Here is an 18013-nt window from a genome sequence, read left to right as displayed (position 1 = left end):
GGTCACCGCAGCCGGCTTGCCGGGTCTACTCTTCTCTAGCTGGTCGATTCTCGTCTTGAGAAACGGCTAGCTGGCGGCATGCCTCGGCGAAACCTTGTTATATTCCAATGCTCGCAAGAGGAACTCTATACCGGGTGGAAGGTGAACGCAACAAGAAAAAACACTGTTTCCCTTCGAGCTTCACCCTTCCCTCGGAACTTTCGCTACCGCCCGCAGTCACCCGCCGCCGTGGCGCGAATCGCTCAGGGTTGACGGTGCTTGGCCACCAGGGCGGCCAGCTTCTCCTCCATGGTGACGAAGCGCGCCTCGCCGGCGGGCCGGGGCTTGGCCGCTTTAGACTCGAGGGAAGATGGCGTGGCGGATTCACCCTTGACCAAGGGCGTCTCACTGGAACGGCCAAGCTCAGGTTTCGCTTCAGGCTGAACGCCGGGCCCGGTGCGCTTGAGGCCGGCCTTCCCTCGACTGCTCTCGCGGCTATTTTCACGGCTATTTCCGCGGCTATTTTCGCGACCAGGCGTGTCGGGCCGCGCCTTGCCGCGACGCTCCGCCTGCAGGCGGTCGAGCTTCTTTCTGGCGTGCTCGGCGGCCTTGGCATCCACGCCACCGGCGGGGTGGCCTTCCAGATCGATGCGCTCGGCGCCCTCGCGCACCGCCTTGAGGTAACGGGGCAGATTCACATAGCAGGCCAGCGCACGGCGCACCAGCTTCTCGGGCCAGGGCTCACGTTCGGCCAGCTCTTCGTGGATACCCACCTTGAGCGGCCGGGTGTGGCCCTTGAAGAAGGCGCCGGGGTAGCGCCGGTACCACTCGGTGAGCAGCGCCTGGGGGGATGGCGCCTCGCCAATGGTGAGGGCGTCCTGCTGGTCGGGGGCCTGGGCGCCCGACGCTTCCGTGCTTTCTGCGTCTTTTCTCCTTTCTTCTGTTCTCTCTAGAGAGGTGGGCGCTCTAGAGGTGGACGCAGTAGAGGTGGAGGCGATAGAGGGGGAAGAGCCTGCCGGAAGGGCGTTATCCATGTCTCGCCGCGAGGTCGCCCCCTCAGCGAGGCTCACTCCTGCAGGGGCGGCCTGTTCCTTGGCAACCTGATCCTCAGCAGCCGGTCCCTCGACAGGTGTAGCCGCCGCAGGGGCGGGCGTCTCGGGTCGGCTGGCCTCGAGGGTTTTACGCGACGCGTCGGGCGACGGCGCGGCGCGGCGGCCCATCAGCGCGGAGAGCCCCTGGGAGCGGCGGGCGGGGCGCGGGAAGGTATTCTCGCCCGGGCCCTTGGCCAGCCGGTCATGGAGGTGGCGGTTATGCTCCTCCAGCTCTCGATTCTGCTCGTCGAGCTCACGGTTTTCCTCGACAAGCTCCAGCCGATTGGCCTCGAGCTCGCGAGCCTTCTCGGCAAGCGTCAGGCGGGCGGCCTCCAGCTCGGCCAGGCGCTGCTGAAGGGCCAGGCGCGACTCGCGTTCCTGCCGTATCAGGCCAAGCAGGGTGTCGGTGCGCCCCTCGAGGGCGTCCAGCAGGCGTATTGAGCGTTCCTCGGTCAAACCGTTGTCCTCCACGCGTGAGCCAGAGAGCGAGGCCGTGCCGGCCAGTCTGTGCCAGATGCCGCCCCATGACAAATGTCGTCAGGCGCCGACAGCACCGCGGCGGCGATACTCCACGAACTCATAGGCGGGCTGGCCCTCGGCGGGGCTGCCGGGCACGCGCTGCAGTTCCTTCCACTCACTGGGGTCGAGCTCGGGGAAACGGGCGTCGCCCTCCACCTCGACGGCCACCTCGGTGAGGTAGAGCCGGCTGGCGAACGGCAGCGCCTGGGCGTAGATCTCGGCGCCGCCCATCACCATGATCTCCTCCGCCCCGTCGATGGTGGCCTGCTGGTCAGCCAGCGCCAGGGCAGACGCCAGGTCGTGACAGACGCGGATGGCGTCGTGGTGGATACCGTCGTTGTAAAAATCAGGGTCGCGGGTCACCACGATATTGAGCCGCCCCGGCAGCGGCCGACCGATGGACTGGAAGGTCTTGCGACCCATCACCAGCGGCTTGGCCTGGGTCATGCGCTTGAAGAACCTGAGGTCTTCGGGCAGGTACCAGGGCAGCTGGTTGTCCACGCCGATCACCCGGTGGCGGTCCATGGCAGCGATCATGGCCACGGGAATCAGGGTCTCGTCGGTCATCGTGTCGCTCATACGGCCTCTCAATACTTCTTACACCGCAACGGCGGCCTTGATATGGGGGTGGGGGTCGTAGCCCTCGATGGCGATGTGCTCGAAGCGGAAGTCGAACAGCTCCGTCACGCTCGGGTCGAGCGCCAGCCGCGGTGCCGCCCGCGGAGCGCGGGTGAGCTGCAGCTCAGCCTGCTCCAGGTGATTCAGGTATAGATGAGCGTCGCCCAGGGTGTGGATAAACTCCCCCGGCGCAAGGCCCGCCACCTGGGCGATCATCTGCGTCAGCAGCGCGTAGCTGGCGATATTGAAGGGCACACCCAGGAAGATGTCGGCGCTGCGCTGGTAGAGCTGGCAGGAGAGCCGCCCCTCGGCCACGTAGAACTGGAACAGGCAGTGGCACGGCGGCAGGGCCATCTCGTCCACCAGCGCCGGGTTCCAGGCGGAAACGATCAGCCGCCGCGACTGGGGGTTCACGCGAATCTGCTCGAGCAGCCCGGCGATCTGGTCGACCTGGCCGCCGCGGGGGTCGGGCCAGCTGCGCCACTGGTAGCCGTAGACGGGGCCCAGGTCGCCGTTCGCGTCGGCCCAGTCGTCCCAGATGCTGACGCCGTTCTCCTTCAGGTAGGCGATATTGGTATCGCCGGCCAGGAACCACAGCAGTTCAAAGACGATCGAGCGGGTGTGCAGCTTCTTGGTGGTGACCAGCGGGAAGCCACGGGCCAGGTCGAAGCGCATCTGGTGGCCGAAGAGCGAACGGGTGCCCACGCCGGTGCGGTCGCCACGCTCCACGCCGTGGTCGAGCACCTGGCGCATCAGGTCGAGGTAGGGTTGTTCGAGGGCGGGAAGCGTCGGGTCGGTCACGGCGTTGCCTGGCTTGAATGGACGGGGCGGGAAATTCTACACATCCTTCGGCACCAAAAGCCAACCAGCCAGATTATCACGCTGGCGACGACTGGTTAGCCCTTGGCCCTTGGCCCTTGGCCCTTGGCCCTTACACCCTCCTATCCACCGGCTGATTCCGCGACCAGGCGATCAGCGCCAGGCCGACAACGATCATCGGCAAGGTCAGCAGCATGCCCATGGTCACCCAGCCAAAGGCGAGATAGCCGATATGGGCATCGGGTAGTCGCACGAACTCCACCGCGAAGCGGAACCCGCCATAGAGCGTCAGAAAAAGCCCGGAGACCAGCCCGCGGGCGCGGGGCTTCGCGGAGACGAACCACAGCACCAGGAAGAGCACCAGCCCTTCCAGCACCGCCTCGTAGAGCGCCGAGGGGTGGCGTGGCTCGGGCCCCAGCCCCGGAAACGGCATGCCCCAGGGCAGCTCCGTGACGCGGCCCGGCAGCTCGCGATTGATGAAGTTGCCGATGCGCCCGGCGCCGAGGCCGATGGGCACCAGCGGCGCGATGAAATCGGTGAGAGTGAAGTAGGCCAACCCCTTCTTCCGGGCGAACCACCAGGTGGCGAGCAGCACGCCAGCCAGGCCGCCGTGGAAGCTCATGCCGCCGTCCCAGACGCGGAAGACCCACAGCGGATCATTGGCCCACTGGCCCAGGCCGTAGAAGAGCGCATAGCCCAGGCGCCCCCCCACCACCACGCCAATGGCGGAGTAGAAGAGCAGGTCGCCGATGTCGTCGTGGGTCAGGCCGATGCGCGCGGCGCGACGGCGGCCCAGGAACCAGGCGGCAACGAAACCCACCACGTACATCAGGCCATACCAGTGCACCTGGAAGGGGCCCAGGGAGATGGCCACGGGATCAATGTCGGGGTATGCGAGCATCGGGACTCCTTGTAGAAGACATAGTTGTAGAGGGAAACGTTGTAGAGGGAAACGTTGTAGAGGGAAACGTTGAAGGGGGAAGAGTTGCAAAGGAACAAGGGGCAGGCCCGGCGCGTCAGGACCGGGCGCGGAATCATGGGGTATCGGGGGCGTCGAGCTGGGCCGGCAGCCAGCGCCTGACCCGTTCGATCAGCTGCTGGGGGCGGTAGGGCTTGGCCAGATAGTCATCCAGGCCCGCCTCGGCGAAGCGCTGGCGATCCTCCTCGCTGGCGTTGGCGGTCAACGCCACCAACACGCTGCGATGATCCGGGTAGCGCTCGGCCTCGACGTCGCGCCAGCGCCGGCTGGCCTCCATGCCATCCATGCCGGGCATGAAGATGTCCATCAGCACCAGGTCGAAGGGCACCTGCTCCAGGCAGGCCAGGGCCTCGGCACCGCTGGTGGCGGTGCGCACCTCAAACCCCTGACGCTCCAGCACCTGGCGGGCCAGCATCAGGTTGACGGGGCCGTCGTCGACGATCAGCACTCGACTCGCCCGGCGGACGGGTGGCGGGCTGGCGGCAGCCGGCTCTTCACCGGAGATGCCCTCGAGCAGCACCGCCAGGTCGCCGAGCCGCTCGCGTAGCTCGCCCAGGGTGCGGCGCTGCGGGTCACTGAGGGGCTCGTCTTCCGCCGTCAGCAGGCTATCCAGACGGGCCTTGAGCGGCAGCAGTTCGCGGCCGAGCAGGGTCAGGTAGTCGGACTTGAGCCGCGACTCCTCCCGCGCGCGTTCGCGCCCGGCGGCCAGGCGATCAAGGCGCTGCTCGCGCCGGGCCAGGTCATCTTCCAGGTTCTGCAGGCGGCGCCGCAGGGGCTCCTCGCCGGCGGCGACGAACTCCACCGTCGGCGCCGCAGCGGGAGTGCGTCGGGGCGCCGGGACGCCGTCACCGCGTTCGGCCTGCCCCGGGGGGTGGCGTAGGACACCGGCCACGACCGCGGCGAGAATGCACGCTGAGGCCAGCAGCATCAGGGCCAGCCAGCCGCCGGGCGCATCGGCCACCAGCAGCGCCAGCAGGCCGGCCAGCAGCAGGCCCAGCTGCACCAGCAGCGCAAGGCGAAGATAGGAAGGAAGCCGCCGAGGTTGGCGGCGATGGTCGACTCGCATTGTCATCCCTGGTCGATCACGTGATTCGCGAAAGAGTGGCGGATGAGTGTACGCCGGGGGCGGCCGGCTGTCATGGCGGGGGGATTTTACCACCGGCGGAACGCTTCCCGAGGGCTCCTAGAGCCGCTAAGCTGCCGGAATGTGCCTGATTGCCTTCGACCATCGCCCCGGCGAAGAGTGGCCGCTGCGGCTGGTCGCCAACCGCGACGAGTTCCACGCCCGCCCCGCCGCCCCGCTCGCCAGCTGGGCGGAGGTACCCGCCATCGTCGGCGGCCGCGACCTGGAGGCCGGCGGTAGCTGGCTGGCGGTGCATCGCCGCGGGCGCTTCGCCGCGGTGACCAACGTGCGAGACCCGCGCCTCAAGGTGGCGAGCGATGCGCCCAGCCGCGGCGACCTGGTGCGTGACGCCCTCACCAGCCCCGATCTCTCTGCGTGGCTCGACCGCCTGGCCGGAGGTGCCGCCGCGCGCTTTTCCGGCTTCAACCTGCTGGCCGGCGATGGGAAGCGCCTGTGGCACCTCCACCGCGGCCTGGATGGCATTCATCTGAGCGAAGTTCCCCGCGGCCTGCACGGGGTTTCCAACGACAGCCTCAACACCCCCTGGCCCAAGCTGATCGAGGCGCGCCAGGGGCTCGGGGCCTGCCTGCGCCACGGTCGCTGGCCCGAGGATGCCCTGGCCGCCATGGCCGACCCCCACCCCGCCGACGATGACCAGCTGCCGGAAACCGGGGTGGGCCTGGAGATGGAGCGGATGCTCTCCTCTCCCTTCATCGTTGGCGAGCGCTATGGTACCCGCGCCATGACCTGGGTGAGCTGGCACGCCAGTGGACGCATCGAGATCGGGGAGCGGCGCTTCGGCCCGGGGGGCATGGCGCTGGGGGAGAGCGTGGAGCACCTCACCACCTAGGCAATACTACCGAGGCTCATTGCTTCTGGTGGGAGCCACGCTCTGCCGAGCGAGGGTTGTGTCAATTGGCGATTCAACTGATCAATCCCTTGGCGGCAGAAGGTGGCCGAGATCCCAGCCTCCCAGACGCGTGGCCAGATGGCGACGAACGTCGCCGGGGCTGTCCAGCCGCAGGGTCTCCGCCACCAACTCCCGGGCGCCTTCCAGAGTCACGCGGCGGATGGCGGCGCGCACCCGGGGCAGGCTGGGGGCATTCATGGAGAGTGCATCGAAGCCCATGCCCATCAGCAGCAGGGCGCCGGCGGGGTCGCCGGCCAGTTCGCCGCACACCGAGATCGGCTTATCGAGCCGCGCCGCCTCCCGGGCCAGGGTCGCCATGGCACTGAGCACCGCCGGATGGCAGGCGTCGAAGAGAGCGGCGACCCGCGGATTGTTGCGGTCCACGGCCAGCAGGTACTGGGTGAGGTCATTGCTGCCCACCGAGAAAAAGTCGGCACGACGAGCCAGAGCGTCGAGCTGGTAGAGAGTCGCTGGCACCTCGATCATCACGCCCACCTTCGGCCGCGGCACCGCCACGCCCTCCTCGCCCAGTTCGACAATGGCGCGGTCGAGAAGACGCAGGGCGTCGTCGACCTCGTCGACGTTGGTGATCATGGGCAGCAGCACCTGGAGGTTGTCCAGCCCCTGAGAGGCACGCAGCATGGCGCGCAGCTGCACCATCAGCACTTCGGGGTGATCCAGGGTGACGCGCATGCCGCGCCAGCCAAGGAAGGGATTGGCCTCCTCGATGGGGAAATAGGGCAGGGCCTTGTCGCCGCCGATATCCAGGGTGCGCATCACCACCGGCAGCGGGGCGAAGCTCTCCAGCTGGTCGCGGTAGAGCCGCGTCTGCTCCTGCTCGCCGGGGAAGCGCTCGGTGACCATGAAGGGCACCTCGGTGCGGTAGAGGCCCACCCCGCTGATGCGGCTCTTCAGCGAGGCCACCGCATCCACCACCAGGCCGGTGTTGACCATGAGCGGCATGTCGTGACCGTCCGGGGTACGGCTGGGCAAATCCTGCTCGTGCTCCAGCACCTCGGTCAGCGCCTGCTCCTCGGCGATCAGCCCCCGGTAGTGGCTGAGCAGCTCCTCCCCGGGGCGCACGAAGAGACGCCCGCGGTGGCCATCGAGGATCACCCGTGCGCCGGAGAGCCGTGGCAGCGGCAGGTCGACCATGCCGAGCACCGTAGGGATGCCCATGGCGCGAGCGATGATCGCCACGTGGGAGGTACTCGACCCGCGCACCGAGACCAGCCCGACGAGCTTGTCGCGGGGCACCTCGCCGAGCATCGCCACGCTGAGTTCGTCGCCCACCAGCACGGTGCTGTCGGGGAAGACCTCGGGCGTCTGGGGCGTCTCCTCCTGCAGGTGGGCCAACACGCGCCGCCCCAGGTCGCGCACGTCGGCGGCGCGTTCACGCAGGTAGTCGTCGTCGACCCGCTCCAGGTACTGCACGTGGCGCTTGACCACGTCGGCGAGCGCACCGGGGGCCCACTGTCCCTCACGGATGCGCTTCTCCACCTCCTGGGAGAGCGCCGCCTCGCTGAGCATCTGTTGGTAGACCTCGAACAGCGCCAGCTCCTGGGCGGAGACGCGGTTGGCCAAGCGCTCGGCGGCGGCGCGGAGCTCCTCGCGAACGCGGCCGATCGCCTCCTTGAGGCGGGCGATCTCGTACTCCACGTCGGTGGGAACCAGGTCCGCCACGCTGTCGAGATCGGCGGGCGGGGCGATCACCACCGCCTCGCCGATGCTCATGCCCGGGGCGCCGGCCACCCCCTTGAAGTGCACCTGCCCCTCGAGGCTCGGCCGGGTGAGGTTGCCGGTGGCCAGGGCATGAGCCAGCACCCCGGCCAACTGGGCCGCCATGGTGACCAGGAAGGCCTCGTCCTCCTCGCCGTAGCGGCGCTTCTCCTCCTGCTGGACGACCAGCACGCCGAGCATGCGGCGCTGGTGGATGATCGGCACGCCGAGGAAGCTGGAATAGCGCTCCTCGCCAGTGGATTCGAAGTAACGAAACTGGGGATGAGCCTGGGCGTCCTCGAGGTTGAGAGGCTCCTCGCGACTGGCCACCAGCCCCACCAGGCCCTCGCCCACGGGCAGGGCCACTCGCCCCACCGCCTGACTGCGCAGGCCGATGGTCTCCATCAGCACCAGCCGCTCGACCTCCTCATCGTAGAGGTAGAAGGAGCAGACATCGGCCTCCATGGCCTTGCGGATGCGCCGCACCATAGTGGCGAGAGCCGCCTCCAGGGTGCGGGCCCCGGTAACTTCCTGTGTAATGCGGCGCAGGACCTCAAGCATGGGGTGCCGTTTTCCATTGTTGTCGTTGGTAGGAAGGCGGGAAATAAACTCGAGTCCCTGTGACTGCCTCACCGGGGCGGGGTTCCTCGATACGGCACAAGCCTCATGCCAGACGAGTCAACCCATCCCCAGTGCCAGGCGCTGGGCGCGGGGGGAGAGTTCCTTGAGGGCGCGTCGGTAGACCTCGCGCTTGAAGGGCACCACCTGGGCAAGCGGATACCAGTAGCTGACCCAGCGCCAGCCGTCGAACTCCGGCTGCTCAGTCCCGTCCATGCAGATCTGGCTCTCCTGGCAGCGAATCCGGAGCAGGAACCACTTCTGTTTCTGGCCGATGCATACCGGCCTTGAATGGGTACGAATCATGCGTCGCGGCAGGCGGTAGCGCAGCCAACCCCGGGTGCAGGCAAGGATCTCGACGTCGTCGTCCGTCAAGCCGATCTCCTCGAACAGTTCGCGAAAAAGTGCCTCTTTCGGTGTCTCGTTCGCCTTGATGCCTCCCTGGGGAAACTGCCAAGCATTCTGCCCTACCCGACGCGCCCAGAGCAGCTGCCCCTGATCGTTGGCGATGATGATGCCAACGTTGGGGCGAAAGCCGTCAGCGTCGATCACGGACTTCACCTTGTTGAAACCTGAATTGGGACCATTCTTCCACAAGGCCACGAACCGCATCAATACGCCTTGCGGACGGGCCTGCCGGGCCCGGGTCGCAGCCGACCGCGCGTTCTGCGATAATCGCCGACTTTCAAGCCTGCCTATACCCTCTGTCACCTGCCCAAGGGAGTCATCGTGAGCCTGGCCATTTTCGACCTGGACAACACCCTGCTGTCGATCGACAGCGATCACGCCTGGGGGGAGTTTCTGCTCGAGCAGGGCGCCGTGGACCCGGTGGCCTACCGCGATGCCAATGATCGTTTCCTGGCCGACTACGAGGCCGGCACCCTGGATATCCATGCCTTCCTCGAGGTGGCGCTTAAGCCCCTGGCCGAGAACAGCCCCGAACAGCTGGCGGCCTGGCACCAGCAGTTCATGGCCAGCAAGATCGAGCCCCATATCCTGCCCAGGGGCGAGGAGCTGGTGGCCCGCCACCGCAGCCGCGGCGACACCCTGCTGATCATCACCGCCACCAACCGCTTCATCACTGGCCCCATCGCCGAGCGACTGGGAATCGATGAGCTGATCGCCGTGGAGCCCGAGGTGGTGAACGGCCGCTACACCGGACGGGTGACGGGCACCCCCAGCTATCGCGAGGGCAAGGTGGTGCGCCTGGAGGCGTGGTTGGCCGACAAGGAACTGAGCCTGGACGAGGCCTGGTTCTACAGCGACTCCCACAACGATCTGGCGCTGCTGGAGAGGGTCGACCATCCGGTGGCGGTGGACCCCGACCCCACCCTGCGCGAGGTGGCCGAGACCCGCGACTGGCGGATCATCAGTTTGAGAGACTGACGTACCACATCGCGCGACCGAGGCGATCTGAGCGATTGGTGACTACAAAAAAACCCCGCCAGGGCATACCTAAGCGGGGTTTTCTTGCGGCTTAACACTTGAAACTGGAGTTCAGCCCAGCAGGTGCTCGACGGCGGCGCGCTCTTCGCGCAGTTCGTCTTCGGTGGCCTTCATCTTCTGCTTGCTGAAGTCGTCCAGCTCGAGGCCCTGGACGATCTCGTACTTGCCGCCCTGGCAAGTCACCGGGTAGGAGTAGATGATGCCCGGCTCGACGCCGTAGCTGCCGTCTGACGGGATCGCCATGCTGACGACCTGGCCGTTGGTGCCCAGCGCCCAGTCGCGCATGTGGTCAATGGCAGACGAGGCCGCAGAGGCCGCGGAAGAGGCACCGCGGGCCTTGATGATGGCCGCGCCGCGCTGCTGCACGTCGGGAATGAAGGTGCTCTCGTACCAGTCGCGCTCGACCAGCTCGGCCGCCGGCTTGCCGTCCACCTTGCAGTGGGCGATGTCGGGGTACTGGGTGGCGCTGTGGTTGCCCCAGATGATCATGCTCTCGACGTCGGTGACGTGCATACCGGTCTTCTGAGCCAGCTGGGTCAGGGCGCGGTTGTGGTCCAGGCGGGTCATGGCGGTGAACTGCTTGGCATCCAGGTCCGGCGCGTTGCAGGAAGCAATCAAGGCGTTGGTGTTGGCCGGGTTGCCCACCACCAGCACCTTGACGTCGCGGCTGGCGCTGTCGTTCAGAGCCTTGCCCTGCACGGAGAAGATCGCCGCGTTGGCTTCCAGCAGGTCCTTGCGCTCCATGCCCGGGCCGCGCGGGCGGGCGCCGACCAGCAGGGCGAAGTCGGCATCCTTGAAGGCGACATTGGGGTCGTCGGTGGCGACGATTTCCTGCACCAGCGGGAAGGCGCAGTCGTTCAGCTCCATCACCACGCCGTTCAGGGCTTCCATGGCCGGGGTAATCTCGAGCAGCTGCAGGATGATCGGCTGGTCCTTGCCCAGCATGTCGCCTGAGGCGATGCGGAAGGCGAGGGAGTAGCTGATCTGGCCGGCAGCGCCGGTGATGGCAATACGGACGGGCTGTTTCATGGAGGCTCCTTGGTTGTCAACGCACGGATTATCGCCGTGAGGACGGGCCCGCCGGACACGCCGCCGGGCCTGAATTTCGAACGCCAAGATGTTATGCCTGCGCTGCACAAAACTCAATGCGACCTAGGATGAGGGCCGAATGATGAGGGGTGATATGCTGGCACCTCATGCCCGCTGATGGATCACACCGCATGCCCCGCCGTCGTCTTCCCCTCTCCCCACTGCTGGCCATCGCCGTCACCCTCGCCCTGGGGGTGTGGCTGGCCTTCGGCGACCTGCAGCGCTTCCAGGACGCCGCGCCGGATAGCGAGCCTGTCGAGGAAACGCCGGCCGCCCGGGTCGAGGTAGCGGTGCAGGAGGCGGAGCCCCACGCTCCAAGGCTGGTGCTCCAGGGGCAACTGGAGGCCGACCGGGAGCTCACGCTGCGCGTTCGCCAGGCGGGGCGCGTCGAGGCGCTGCCGGTGGCGGCGGGCAGCCGGGTCGAAACCGGCACGGTGCTGATCGCGCTGGCCCGTGACGAGCTGCCGGCTCGGCTCGAGCAGGCCCAGGCGGAGCTGGCCCTGGCCCGGGCGGAGCTGGCCGGTGCCGACGACCTGCGCCGCCGCCAGCTCATCTCCAACACCGACCACCTGCGCCTGCAGAGTGGCGCCTCCCGGGCCGTGGCGGAGGTGGCGAGCCTGCGCCGCCAGCTGGACGACACCCGCCCCACCGCCCCCTTCGACGGCGTGTTCGACCGCCTCGACGTGGAACTCGGCGAGCTGGTCCAGGTGGGCGAGGCCTTCGGCCAGCTGGTGGACGACGGCCATCTGGTGGCCAGGGCCTGGGCCCCCCAGCGCGACGCCCATGAGCTCGAGGCCGGCCTACCCGCCGAGCTGCGCCTGCTGGACGGCTCGCGACTCGAGGGCGAGGTGAGCCTGGTGGGACGCCGCGCCGAGGCCGAGGCGCGCACCTTCGTCGTGGAGGCCCGGGTGGCCAACCCCGAGGGGCGCCGCCTGGCCGGCGCCAGCGCCACCCTGGTGGTCACCCTGCCGGAGCGGCAGGTACACCGCCTCTCCCCCGCTCTGCTGGAGTTGGGCGACGGCGGCCAGCTGGTGGTCAAGCACCTGGATGACGAGGATCGGGTGGTGCGCACGCCGGTGACCCTGGTCGACGCCTCCACCGACGAGGCCCGGGTCGCGGGGCTGCCCCCACGGGTGCGGCTGATCACCCTGGGCGGCGGCCTCGTGGCGCCCGGCGAACGCGTCGTGCCGGTGGCGGTTGACGCTACCCAGGCGTCACCCTGAGATGCGGGCCCTGATCGAGGCGGCGCTGGACCGCTCGCGCACTACCCTGCTGCTGCTGGTCGCGCTGCTGTTGGCCGGGCTTGCCGCCTGGCAGGCGATCCCCAAGGAGGCCAACCCCGACGTCGCCATCCCCATCATCTATGTGTCGTTGTCGCTGGAAGGGGTCAGCCCCGAGGACGGCGAGCGCTTGCTGGTGCGCCCCATGGAGCAGGAGCTGCGCAGCATCGAGGGAGTGCGCAAGATGACCTCCCAGGCAAGCGAGGGCCACGCCGCGGTGACGCTCGAGTTCGACGCGGGCTTCGACCCCGACCAGGCGCTCACCGACGTGCGCGAGAAGGTCGACATCGCCCGCGCCGAGCTGCCCCAGGAGGCCGACGAGCCGCGGGTGATGGAGGTTAACGTGGGGCTCTTCCCGGTGCTCTCCATCGGCCTCTCCGGCCCGCTCGAGGAGACCCGGCGGCTGGCCGTGGCACGCCGCCTCAAGGAGGAGATCGAGGGCATCGGCGAGGTGCTGGAGGTGGACATCGGCGGCGACCGCGAGGAGCTGCTGGAGATCGTCGTCGACCCGCTCGTGCTCGACAGCTACGGCGTCGACTTCGGTTCCCTGTTCAACCTGGTCAGTCGCAACAACCGCCTGGTGGCCGCCGGCAGCCTGGACACCGGCGCCGGACGCCTGGCGCTCAAGGTGCCCGGGGTGATCGAGCGCCTCGAGGACGTGATGGCCATGCCGGTGAAGGTGGACGGCGACCGGGTGGTCACCTTCGGCGATGTGGCCTGGGTACGCCCCACCTTCAAGGACCCCGACGGCTTCGCCCGCATCGATGACCAGCCGGCGCTGGTGCTGGAGATCTCCAAGCGTGCTGGCGCCAACATCATCGCCACCATCGAGCAGGTGCAGGGGCTGCTCGAGGAGGCCGGTGGGCTGATCCCCGAGGGGCTCGAGATCACCACCATCATGGACCAGTCCGAGATGGTGGAGGAGATGCTCGACGAGCTGCTCAACAACGTGCTCACCGCGGTGGTAATGGTGCTGGTGGTGATCCTCGCCGCCATGGGGCTGCGCAGCGCCCTGATGGTGGGCCTGACCATCCCGGGGGCCTTCCTCACCGGCATCCTGCTGATCTGGACCCTGGGGTTCACCCTCAACATCGTGGTGCTCTTCTCGCTGATCCTCGTCGCCGGCATGCTGGTGGACGGCGCCATCGTGGTCTCGGAGCTGGCCGACCGCCACCTGCGCCAGGGTCAGCCGCCCCGGGAGGCCTGGGTCAACGCCGCCGCGCGCATGAGCTGGCCGGTGATCGCCTCCACCGCCACCACCCTGGCCGTCTTCGTGCCGCTGCTGTTCTGGCCCGGGGTGGTGGGCGAGTTCATGAAGTACCTGCCGGCCACGGTGATCCTCTGCCTGCTCGCCTCGCTGGCCATGGCGCTGGTGTTCCTGCCCACCCTGGGCGGCGTCTTCGGGGTTCGCGCCTCGCACCGGGAGACGGAACAGGACCGGGTCAGCGCCGGCGGGCGGCTCTACCGCGCCCTGCTCGCCCGCCTGCTGGCCATGCCGGGACTGACCCTGCTGTTCGCCTTGCTGCTGCTGGCGCTGATCACCACCGCCTATGCCCGCTTCAACCACGGGGTAGAGTTCTTCCCGGCGGTGGAGCCGGATAGCGCCCAGGTGCTGGTGCGCACCCGGGGCGACTTCTCCGCCAAGGAGAAGGACGCCGTGGTGCGCCGGGTCGAGGCGCGCCTGGCCGGCATGAGCGAGGTGGAGGCGCTCTACGCCCGCTCCTTTGCCACGCCCAACCAGCAGCTCGGCAGCGACGTGATCGGCGTGCTGCAGTTCCAGCTGATCGACTGGCAGCATCGCCGCCCGGTGGTGGCGATCTTCACGGAGATGAGCGAGCGCACCGCCGATCTGCCCGGCGTGGTGCTGGAGTTCCGCGAGCAGGAGATGGGGCCCGGCGAGGGCAAGCCCATCGTGCTGGAGGTGAGCGGCCATGACGATGCTGCCACCGACCGCGCGGTGGAGCGCCTGCGCGAGCTGATGGGCGAACTGGGCGGCTTTCGCGACATCGAGGATGACCGCAGCCTGCCCGGGGTGGAGTGGCGGGTGATGGTGGATCGCGAGGCGGCGGCGCGTTTCGGCGCCGACGTCGCGGCGGTGGGCAGCGCCGTGCAGCTGATCACCACCGGCCTGCAGGTGGCCAGCTACCGCCCCGCCGGGGTCAGTGACGAGGTGGACATCCGCGTGCGCCTGCCGGCGGGCTACCGCTCCCTGGACCAGCTGGGCCGGCTGACGCTCAACACCGCCCGAGGCCAGGTGCCGATCTCCAACTTCGTGGAGCTGGTGCCAGCGCCCAAGGTGGGCACCCTGCACCGCATCGACGGGCGCCGCGCGGTGACCCTGGAGGCCGACGTGGCCGACGGATACCGCAGCGACGAGCGGCTGCGCGCCCTGCTGGAGGCCGGCGGCACACCGCCCGAGGGAGTGATGGTCGAGGTGGCCGGCGAACAGCAGGATCAGCAGGAGGCGAGCCGCTTCCTGGCCAGCGCCTTCCTGATCGCCATCGCCATGATGACGCTGATCCTCGTGACCCAGTTCAACAGCCTCTACCAGGCGGGGCTGGTGCTCACGGCGATCGTCTTCTCCACCGCGGGGGTGCTGCTGGGCCTGCTGGTCAACGGCCAGCCCTTCGGCATCGTGATGGTGGGGATGGGCATCATCGCCCTGGCGGGGATTGTGGTGAACAACAACATCGTGCTGATCGACACCTACAACCAGCTGCGGGGCGAGGGCCTGGCACCCCTCGAGGCGGCCCTGGAGGCGGGCGGGCTGCGCCTGCGCCCGGTGCTGCTGACAGCGATCACCACGGTGCTAGGGCTTCTGCCCATGGTGCTGGGGGTGAACGTGAACCTGTTTGCGCCGAGCCTGGGGCTCGGCGCCCCCTCGACCCAGTGGTGGACCCAGCTCTCCAGCGCCATCGCCGGCGGCCTGACCTTCGCCACCGCCCTGACGCTGCTGCTCACACCCTGCATGCTGGTGCTGGGTGGGCGCTTCGAGATGCGCGCCCGATAAATCAGGTTCCTAAAGCTCCGAGCGAAGCTCGGCGCGGGCGGCATCCGGGGCATGGGCGGCGTGGACCCGGCCGATCAAGCGGTCCTCGAGGCTGAAGCGCTCGGTGAGACCGTGGGCCAGCCGTTCGAGCCAGGCGGGTAGCCGACCGAGGTGCTGGCGCACGCGCCCGGGGCTGTCGTACTCGGCATCGAAGGAGAGCACCAGCTCGGTGGACATCTCCAGGCGCTCCAGCAGCTGGTCGGCAAGCACCAGCGCCTCGGGATCGTCGAAATCACGAGCCTCTTCACGCAATTGGGGATAGATCTCGAAATGCCCGGCGCTGATGTAGTCCATCAGCAGCTCGCTGAAGCGGTCGATCTGGGCCTTGCTCACCGCTTCCAGCTCGACGTCGCAGGCCTCCTTGAGCTCGACGAAGTGGACCAGTAATTCGCGGCGCTCGTCCAGCCAGCGATCGATCAGCCTGTGCACGCCGCCCCAGCGCTCCAGCGCATTCTTGCAATCTTCCAGCATGGGGGCCTCCCTTCGTTTGGTGGAGCCTGCTCCGTGAGGCCGGGAGCGTCCTACGCCCGGTTGGCACTCAAGACTCGCCCCTGCCGCCGGCGGTGTCAATCCCCGAGCGGAAGGCCAATGGCCAAGGGCGTTGGGGACACTCAGACCCGCTCCCGAAACGCCGAGAGCACAAGACCCAGCGGCGCCACGGCCAGCACCACGAAGCCGATCAGTGTCCAGCCAGGCAGCGAGATGCCGAGCAGCAGGAAGTCGATCTCGGCGCACTCGCCGGAACCGGAGAGCACCATGGCGACGACATCGCGCCAAGGCAGCAGGTCCATCATGTAATCGAGCCCGGGGCCACAACTGGGCACCTCCTCCGGGGGCAGCGCCTGCAGCCACAGGTGACGCCAGGCGACACCGATGCCGCCAATCACCGCGGCCAGACCCAGCGCGCCATAGACGGCCGGAGCGACCCGTCCCTGGGGGTTGTGAAGGGCGGCAATAACGAAGACCGCCGCGGCGGCGAGCACCGCCACCCGTTGGAAGATACACAGCGGGCAGGGCTCGAGCCCGACGACATGCTCGAGGTAGAGCGCCACGGCCATCATCAGCGCGCAGAAGGCCAGCCCGGCGAGGCTCCAGTGGCGCACGCTCAGGCGAGCCAGATGGGGGCTCATTGGCTGGCCTCCCCGAGGAGTCGCGACTCCCGGGCGCGGGCGAAGTAGTCGGCCAGGAAGTCATCGAAGGCGAGGCGGTCGGCGGCCTCGATCTCAGCCTGCTGGCGCATGGACGTTCCTACCAGCTCCTCGAAGAGCGCCTCCCGGGCCGGGTCCATGGGCTCGCGGCGCAGCCGCTCGGCCTGCTCCCGGGCAATGGCCAGCATGGCGTCACTGAACTCCTCGTCGTTCTCCTGCAGGCGCGCCAGCAGCTGCCCCGAGGGCGTGAGCGAGGGGTCGGCCAGACGCGGTGCCAGAGCGGCCAGGGCGTCCCGATGGGGGCTGTCCTCCTCAAGCTGGTCGAGCAGGCCGGCCACGCCGTCGAGCGCGGCCAGGATATCGCCGCCCCACTCCGCCACGCTGCGGCAGCGGCCCTGGTCGCAAAGGCGCAGCTCCGGATCGCGGCCGCGCTCCACCACCAGGCGACGGTTGTCGTCGAGGCTCTCGCACTCCTCGTCGGAGATCCAGGGGCTCTCGGCGAGCAGGCACCACATCACGAAGGCGTCGACAAAGTAGATCTGCCCCTCGTCCAGCCCCAGGGTCAGCAGCGGGTTGAGGTCGAGGCAGCGCACCTCGATGTACTCCACCCCGCTGGCCTCCAGGGCCTGGCTCGGGGTCTCGCCGTGGCGGGTCACCCGCTTGGGGCGGATGTCGCTGTAGTACTCGTTCTCGATCTGCAGGATATTGGCGTTGAGCTGCCGCCAGGCATCGCCCTTCTTCACGCCCAGCGCCGCGTAGGTGGGCCAGGGAGTGGAGATGGCGCTACGCAACGTGCCCACATAGTTGGAGAGCGAGTTGAAGCAGATCTTCAGTTGGGCCTGTACCTTGTTCTGGTAGCCCAGGTCCGACATGCGCAAGCTGGTGGCCCAGGGGGAGATCAGGGTCTCTGCGCCGTGGGCCTCAAGCTTGTCGGGGATCTCGCCGTCGGGCAGGAAGCTGCGATCCAGCGCCGGGGAGGCGCCGAAGAGGTAGAGCAGCAGCCAGCTGTGGCGGCGGAAGTTGCGGATCAGCCCGAAGTAGCGCTGGGAGCGATACTCGCTCATTGGGGTGTCGGCCGCGCCATCGATCTCGCGCAACAGCTCCCAGAGGTCATCGGGCAGCGAGACGTTGTAGTGCACCCCGGCGATGGCCTGCATGATGCGTCCGTAACGCACGTCCAGGCCCTTGCGGTAGACCCGCTTCATGGTGCCCACGTTGGAGGTGCCGTAGTCGGCGATCGGCACGCTGTCGTTGCCGGAAAGGCGCGAGGGCATGCTGGCCGGCCAGATCAGCTCGTCACCCAGATAGCGATAGGTGAAGCGGTGCAGGTCGCCGAGGAAGGCCATGGCATCCGCGGGACGGCAATAGACCGGTGTGATGTACTCCAGCAGCGCCTCGGAGTAGTCGGTGGTGATGTGCGGATGGGTCAGCTTGGAGCCCAGCGCGGCCGGGTGCGGGGTCTGGGCGATGCGCCCCGCGGGGTCGACGCGCAGCCCCTCCTTCTCGAGGCCACGGCGCAGCCGGCTGAACTGCCCCTGCCGGGCGGGCCCGGTCAGGCGCTCGATGAGGGTGGCGAGTGAGTCGGACAAGGTAACACCCCTGGTATTGGAAAATTAGCGTGGAAGA

15 protein-coding genes are annotated in these 18013 nt (G+C 68.2%); 4 read left to right on the top strand and 11 right to left on the bottom strand.

Annotated elements, in window-relative coordinates; translation table 11 throughout:
- Nucleotides 1-242 precede the first annotated feature (242 nt).
- From ACR80S_RS02680 to ACR80S_RS02660, 5 genes are all read right to left on the bottom strand, one after another.
- Nucleotides 243-1526: a ProQ/FINO family protein gene (locus ACR80S_RS02680; RefSeq protein WP_435402511.1), complete on the bottom strand. Its 1284-nt coding sequence runs from the start codon at nt 1524-1526 to the stop codon at nt 243-245.
- 81 nt (nt 1527-1607) lie between these two features.
- Nucleotides 1608-2168, bottom strand: a complete 561-nt coding sequence (locus ACR80S_RS02675) for a dihydrofolate reductase (protein ID WP_435402510.1) — start codon at nt 2166-2168, stop codon at nt 1608-1610.
- A gap of 18 nt (nt 2169-2186) precedes the next feature.
- Nucleotides 2187-3008 (bottom strand): thymidylate synthase, encoded by an 822-nt coding sequence (locus ACR80S_RS02670; RefSeq protein ID WP_435402509.1) that lies wholly within the window; start codon nt 3006-3008, stop codon nt 2187-2189.
- A 130-nt stretch (nt 3009-3138) separates the two neighbouring features.
- Nucleotides 3139-3927, bottom strand: a complete 789-nt coding sequence (gene lgt, locus ACR80S_RS02665; RefSeq protein WP_435400760.1) for a prolipoprotein diacylglyceryl transferase — start codon at nt 3925-3927, stop codon at nt 3139-3141.
- 133 nt (nt 3928-4060) lie between these two features.
- A complete protein-coding gene (locus ACR80S_RS02660) occupies nt 4061-5077 on the bottom strand; it encodes a response regulator (RefSeq protein WP_435402508.1) in 1017 nt (338 codons plus the stop codon).
- Nucleotides 5078-5210: 133 nt separating this feature from the next.
- Between ACR80S_RS02660 and ACR80S_RS02655 the strand changes: the two genes are divergently transcribed.
- Nucleotides 5211-5978, top strand: a complete 768-nt coding sequence (locus ACR80S_RS02655; protein ID WP_435400758.1) for an NRDE family protein — start codon at nt 5211-5213, stop codon at nt 5976-5978.
- An 81-nt stretch (nt 5979-6059) separates the two neighbouring features.
- Here ACR80S_RS02655 and ptsP read toward each other — a convergent pair whose 3' ends face one another.
- Nucleotides 6060-8318, bottom strand: a complete 2259-nt coding sequence (gene ptsP, locus ACR80S_RS02650) for a phosphoenolpyruvate--protein phosphotransferase (RefSeq protein ID WP_435400757.1) — start codon at nt 8316-8318, stop codon at nt 6060-6062.
- 117 nt (nt 8319-8435) lie between these two features.
- The gene (locus ACR80S_RS02645; protein ID WP_435400756.1) at nt 8436-8927 is read right to left on the bottom strand and encodes an RNA pyrophosphohydrolase; all 492 of its coding nucleotides are present in this window, start codon (nt 8925-8927) and stop codon (nt 8436-8438) included.
- A gap of 177 nt (nt 8928-9104) precedes the next feature.
- Here ACR80S_RS02645 and ACR80S_RS02640 point away from each other — a divergent pair, with 177 nt between their 5' ends.
- A complete protein-coding gene (locus tag ACR80S_RS02640) occupies nt 9105-9761 on the top strand; it encodes a histidinol-phosphatase (protein WP_435400755.1) in 657 nt (218 codons plus the stop codon).
- Nucleotides 9762-9872: 111 nt separating this feature from the next.
- On the opposite strand, the gene ACR80S_RS02635 is transcribed toward ACR80S_RS02640, so the two are convergent.
- A complete protein-coding gene (locus tag ACR80S_RS02635; protein ID WP_435402507.1) occupies nt 9873-10850 on the bottom strand; it encodes a malate dehydrogenase in 978 nt (325 codons plus the stop codon).
- A gap of 191 nt (nt 10851-11041) precedes the next feature.
- Here ACR80S_RS02635 and ACR80S_RS02630 point away from each other — a divergent pair, with 191 nt between their 5' ends.
- Both ACR80S_RS02630 and ACR80S_RS02625 read left to right on the top strand, forming a co-directional pair.
- A complete protein-coding gene (locus ACR80S_RS02630; RefSeq protein WP_435400753.1) occupies nt 11042-12133 on the top strand; it encodes an efflux RND transporter periplasmic adaptor subunit in 1092 nt (363 codons plus the stop codon).
- 1 nt (nt 12134) lies between these two features.
- Nucleotides 12135-15200 (top strand): efflux RND transporter permease subunit, encoded by a 3066-nt coding sequence (locus ACR80S_RS02625; protein WP_435400752.1) that lies wholly within the window; start codon nt 12135-12137, stop codon nt 15198-15200.
- 9 nt (nt 15201-15209) lie between these two features.
- Here ACR80S_RS02625 and rsd read toward each other — a convergent pair whose 3' ends face one another.
- The 3 genes from rsd to gshA all read right to left on the bottom strand — a co-directional run bounded on the left by rsd (nt 15210) and on the right by gshA (nt 17976).
- Nucleotides 15210-15710 (bottom strand): sigma D regulator, encoded by a 501-nt coding sequence (rsd, locus tag ACR80S_RS02620; protein ID WP_435400751.1) that lies wholly within the window; start codon nt 15708-15710, stop codon nt 15210-15212.
- Between the two features lie 140 nt (nt 15711-15850).
- Nucleotides 15851-16369 (bottom strand): disulfide bond formation protein B, encoded by a 519-nt coding sequence (locus ACR80S_RS02615; protein WP_435400750.1) that lies wholly within the window; start codon nt 16367-16369, stop codon nt 15851-15853.
- Nucleotides 16366-17976: a glutamate--cysteine ligase gene (gene gshA, locus ACR80S_RS02610; RefSeq protein WP_435402506.1), complete on the bottom strand. Its 1611-nt coding sequence runs from the start codon at nt 17974-17976 to the stop codon at nt 16366-16368. The genes ACR80S_RS02615 and gshA overlap by 4 nt, the downstream gene beginning before the upstream one ends.
- Between the last annotated feature and the right edge of the window lie 37 nt (nt 17977-18013).

Origin of the sequence: Halomonas salsilacus (assembly GCF_051216275.1) — a bacterium.
Lineage (GTDB): Bacteria > Pseudomonadota > Gammaproteobacteria > Pseudomonadales > Halomonadaceae > Halomonas.
The sequence above is the reverse complement of the archived record's forward strand: the minus strand, read 5'-3'. Positions and strand labels throughout refer to the sequence as shown.

Bases quoted from the DNA above. Each gene is read 5' to 3' on its own strand.
- ACR80S_RS02660 (WP_435402508.1), bottom strand. From the start codon at position 5,077: ATGACAATGCGAGTCGACCATCGCCGCCAACCTCGGCGGCTTCCTTCC.
- ACR80S_RS02675 (WP_435402510.1), bottom strand. From the start codon at position 2,168: ATGAGCGACACGATGACCGACGAGACCCTGATTCCCGTGGCCATGATC.
- ACR80S_RS02625 (WP_435400752.1), top strand. From the start codon at position 12,135: ATGCGGGCCCTGATCGAGGCGGCGCTGGACCGCTCGCGCACTACCCTG.
- ACR80S_RS02630 (WP_435400753.1), top strand. From the start codon at position 11,042: ATGCCCCGCCGTCGTCTTCCCCTCTCCCCACTGCTGGCCATCGCCGTC.
- ptsP (WP_435400757.1), bottom strand. From the start codon at position 8,318: ATGCTTGAGGTCCTGCGCCGCATTACACAGGAAGTTACCGGGGCCCGC.
- lgt (WP_435400760.1), bottom strand. From the start codon at position 3,927: ATGCTCGCATACCCCGACATTGATCCCGTGGCCATCTCCCTGGGCCCC.
- rsd (WP_435400751.1), bottom strand. From the start codon at position 15,710: ATGCTGGAAGATTGCAAGAATGCGCTGGAGCGCTGGGGCGGCGTGCAC.
- ACR80S_RS02635 (WP_435402507.1), bottom strand. From the start codon at position 10,850: ATGAAACAGCCCGTCCGTATTGCCATCACCGGCGCTGCCGGCCAGATC.
- ACR80S_RS02655 (WP_435400758.1), top strand. From the start codon at position 5,211: ATGTGCCTGATTGCCTTCGACCATCGCCCCGGCGAAGAGTGGCCGCTG.
- ACR80S_RS02615 (WP_435400750.1), bottom strand. From the start codon at position 16,369: ATGAGCCCCCATCTGGCTCGCCTGAGCGTGCGCCACTGGAGCCTCGCC.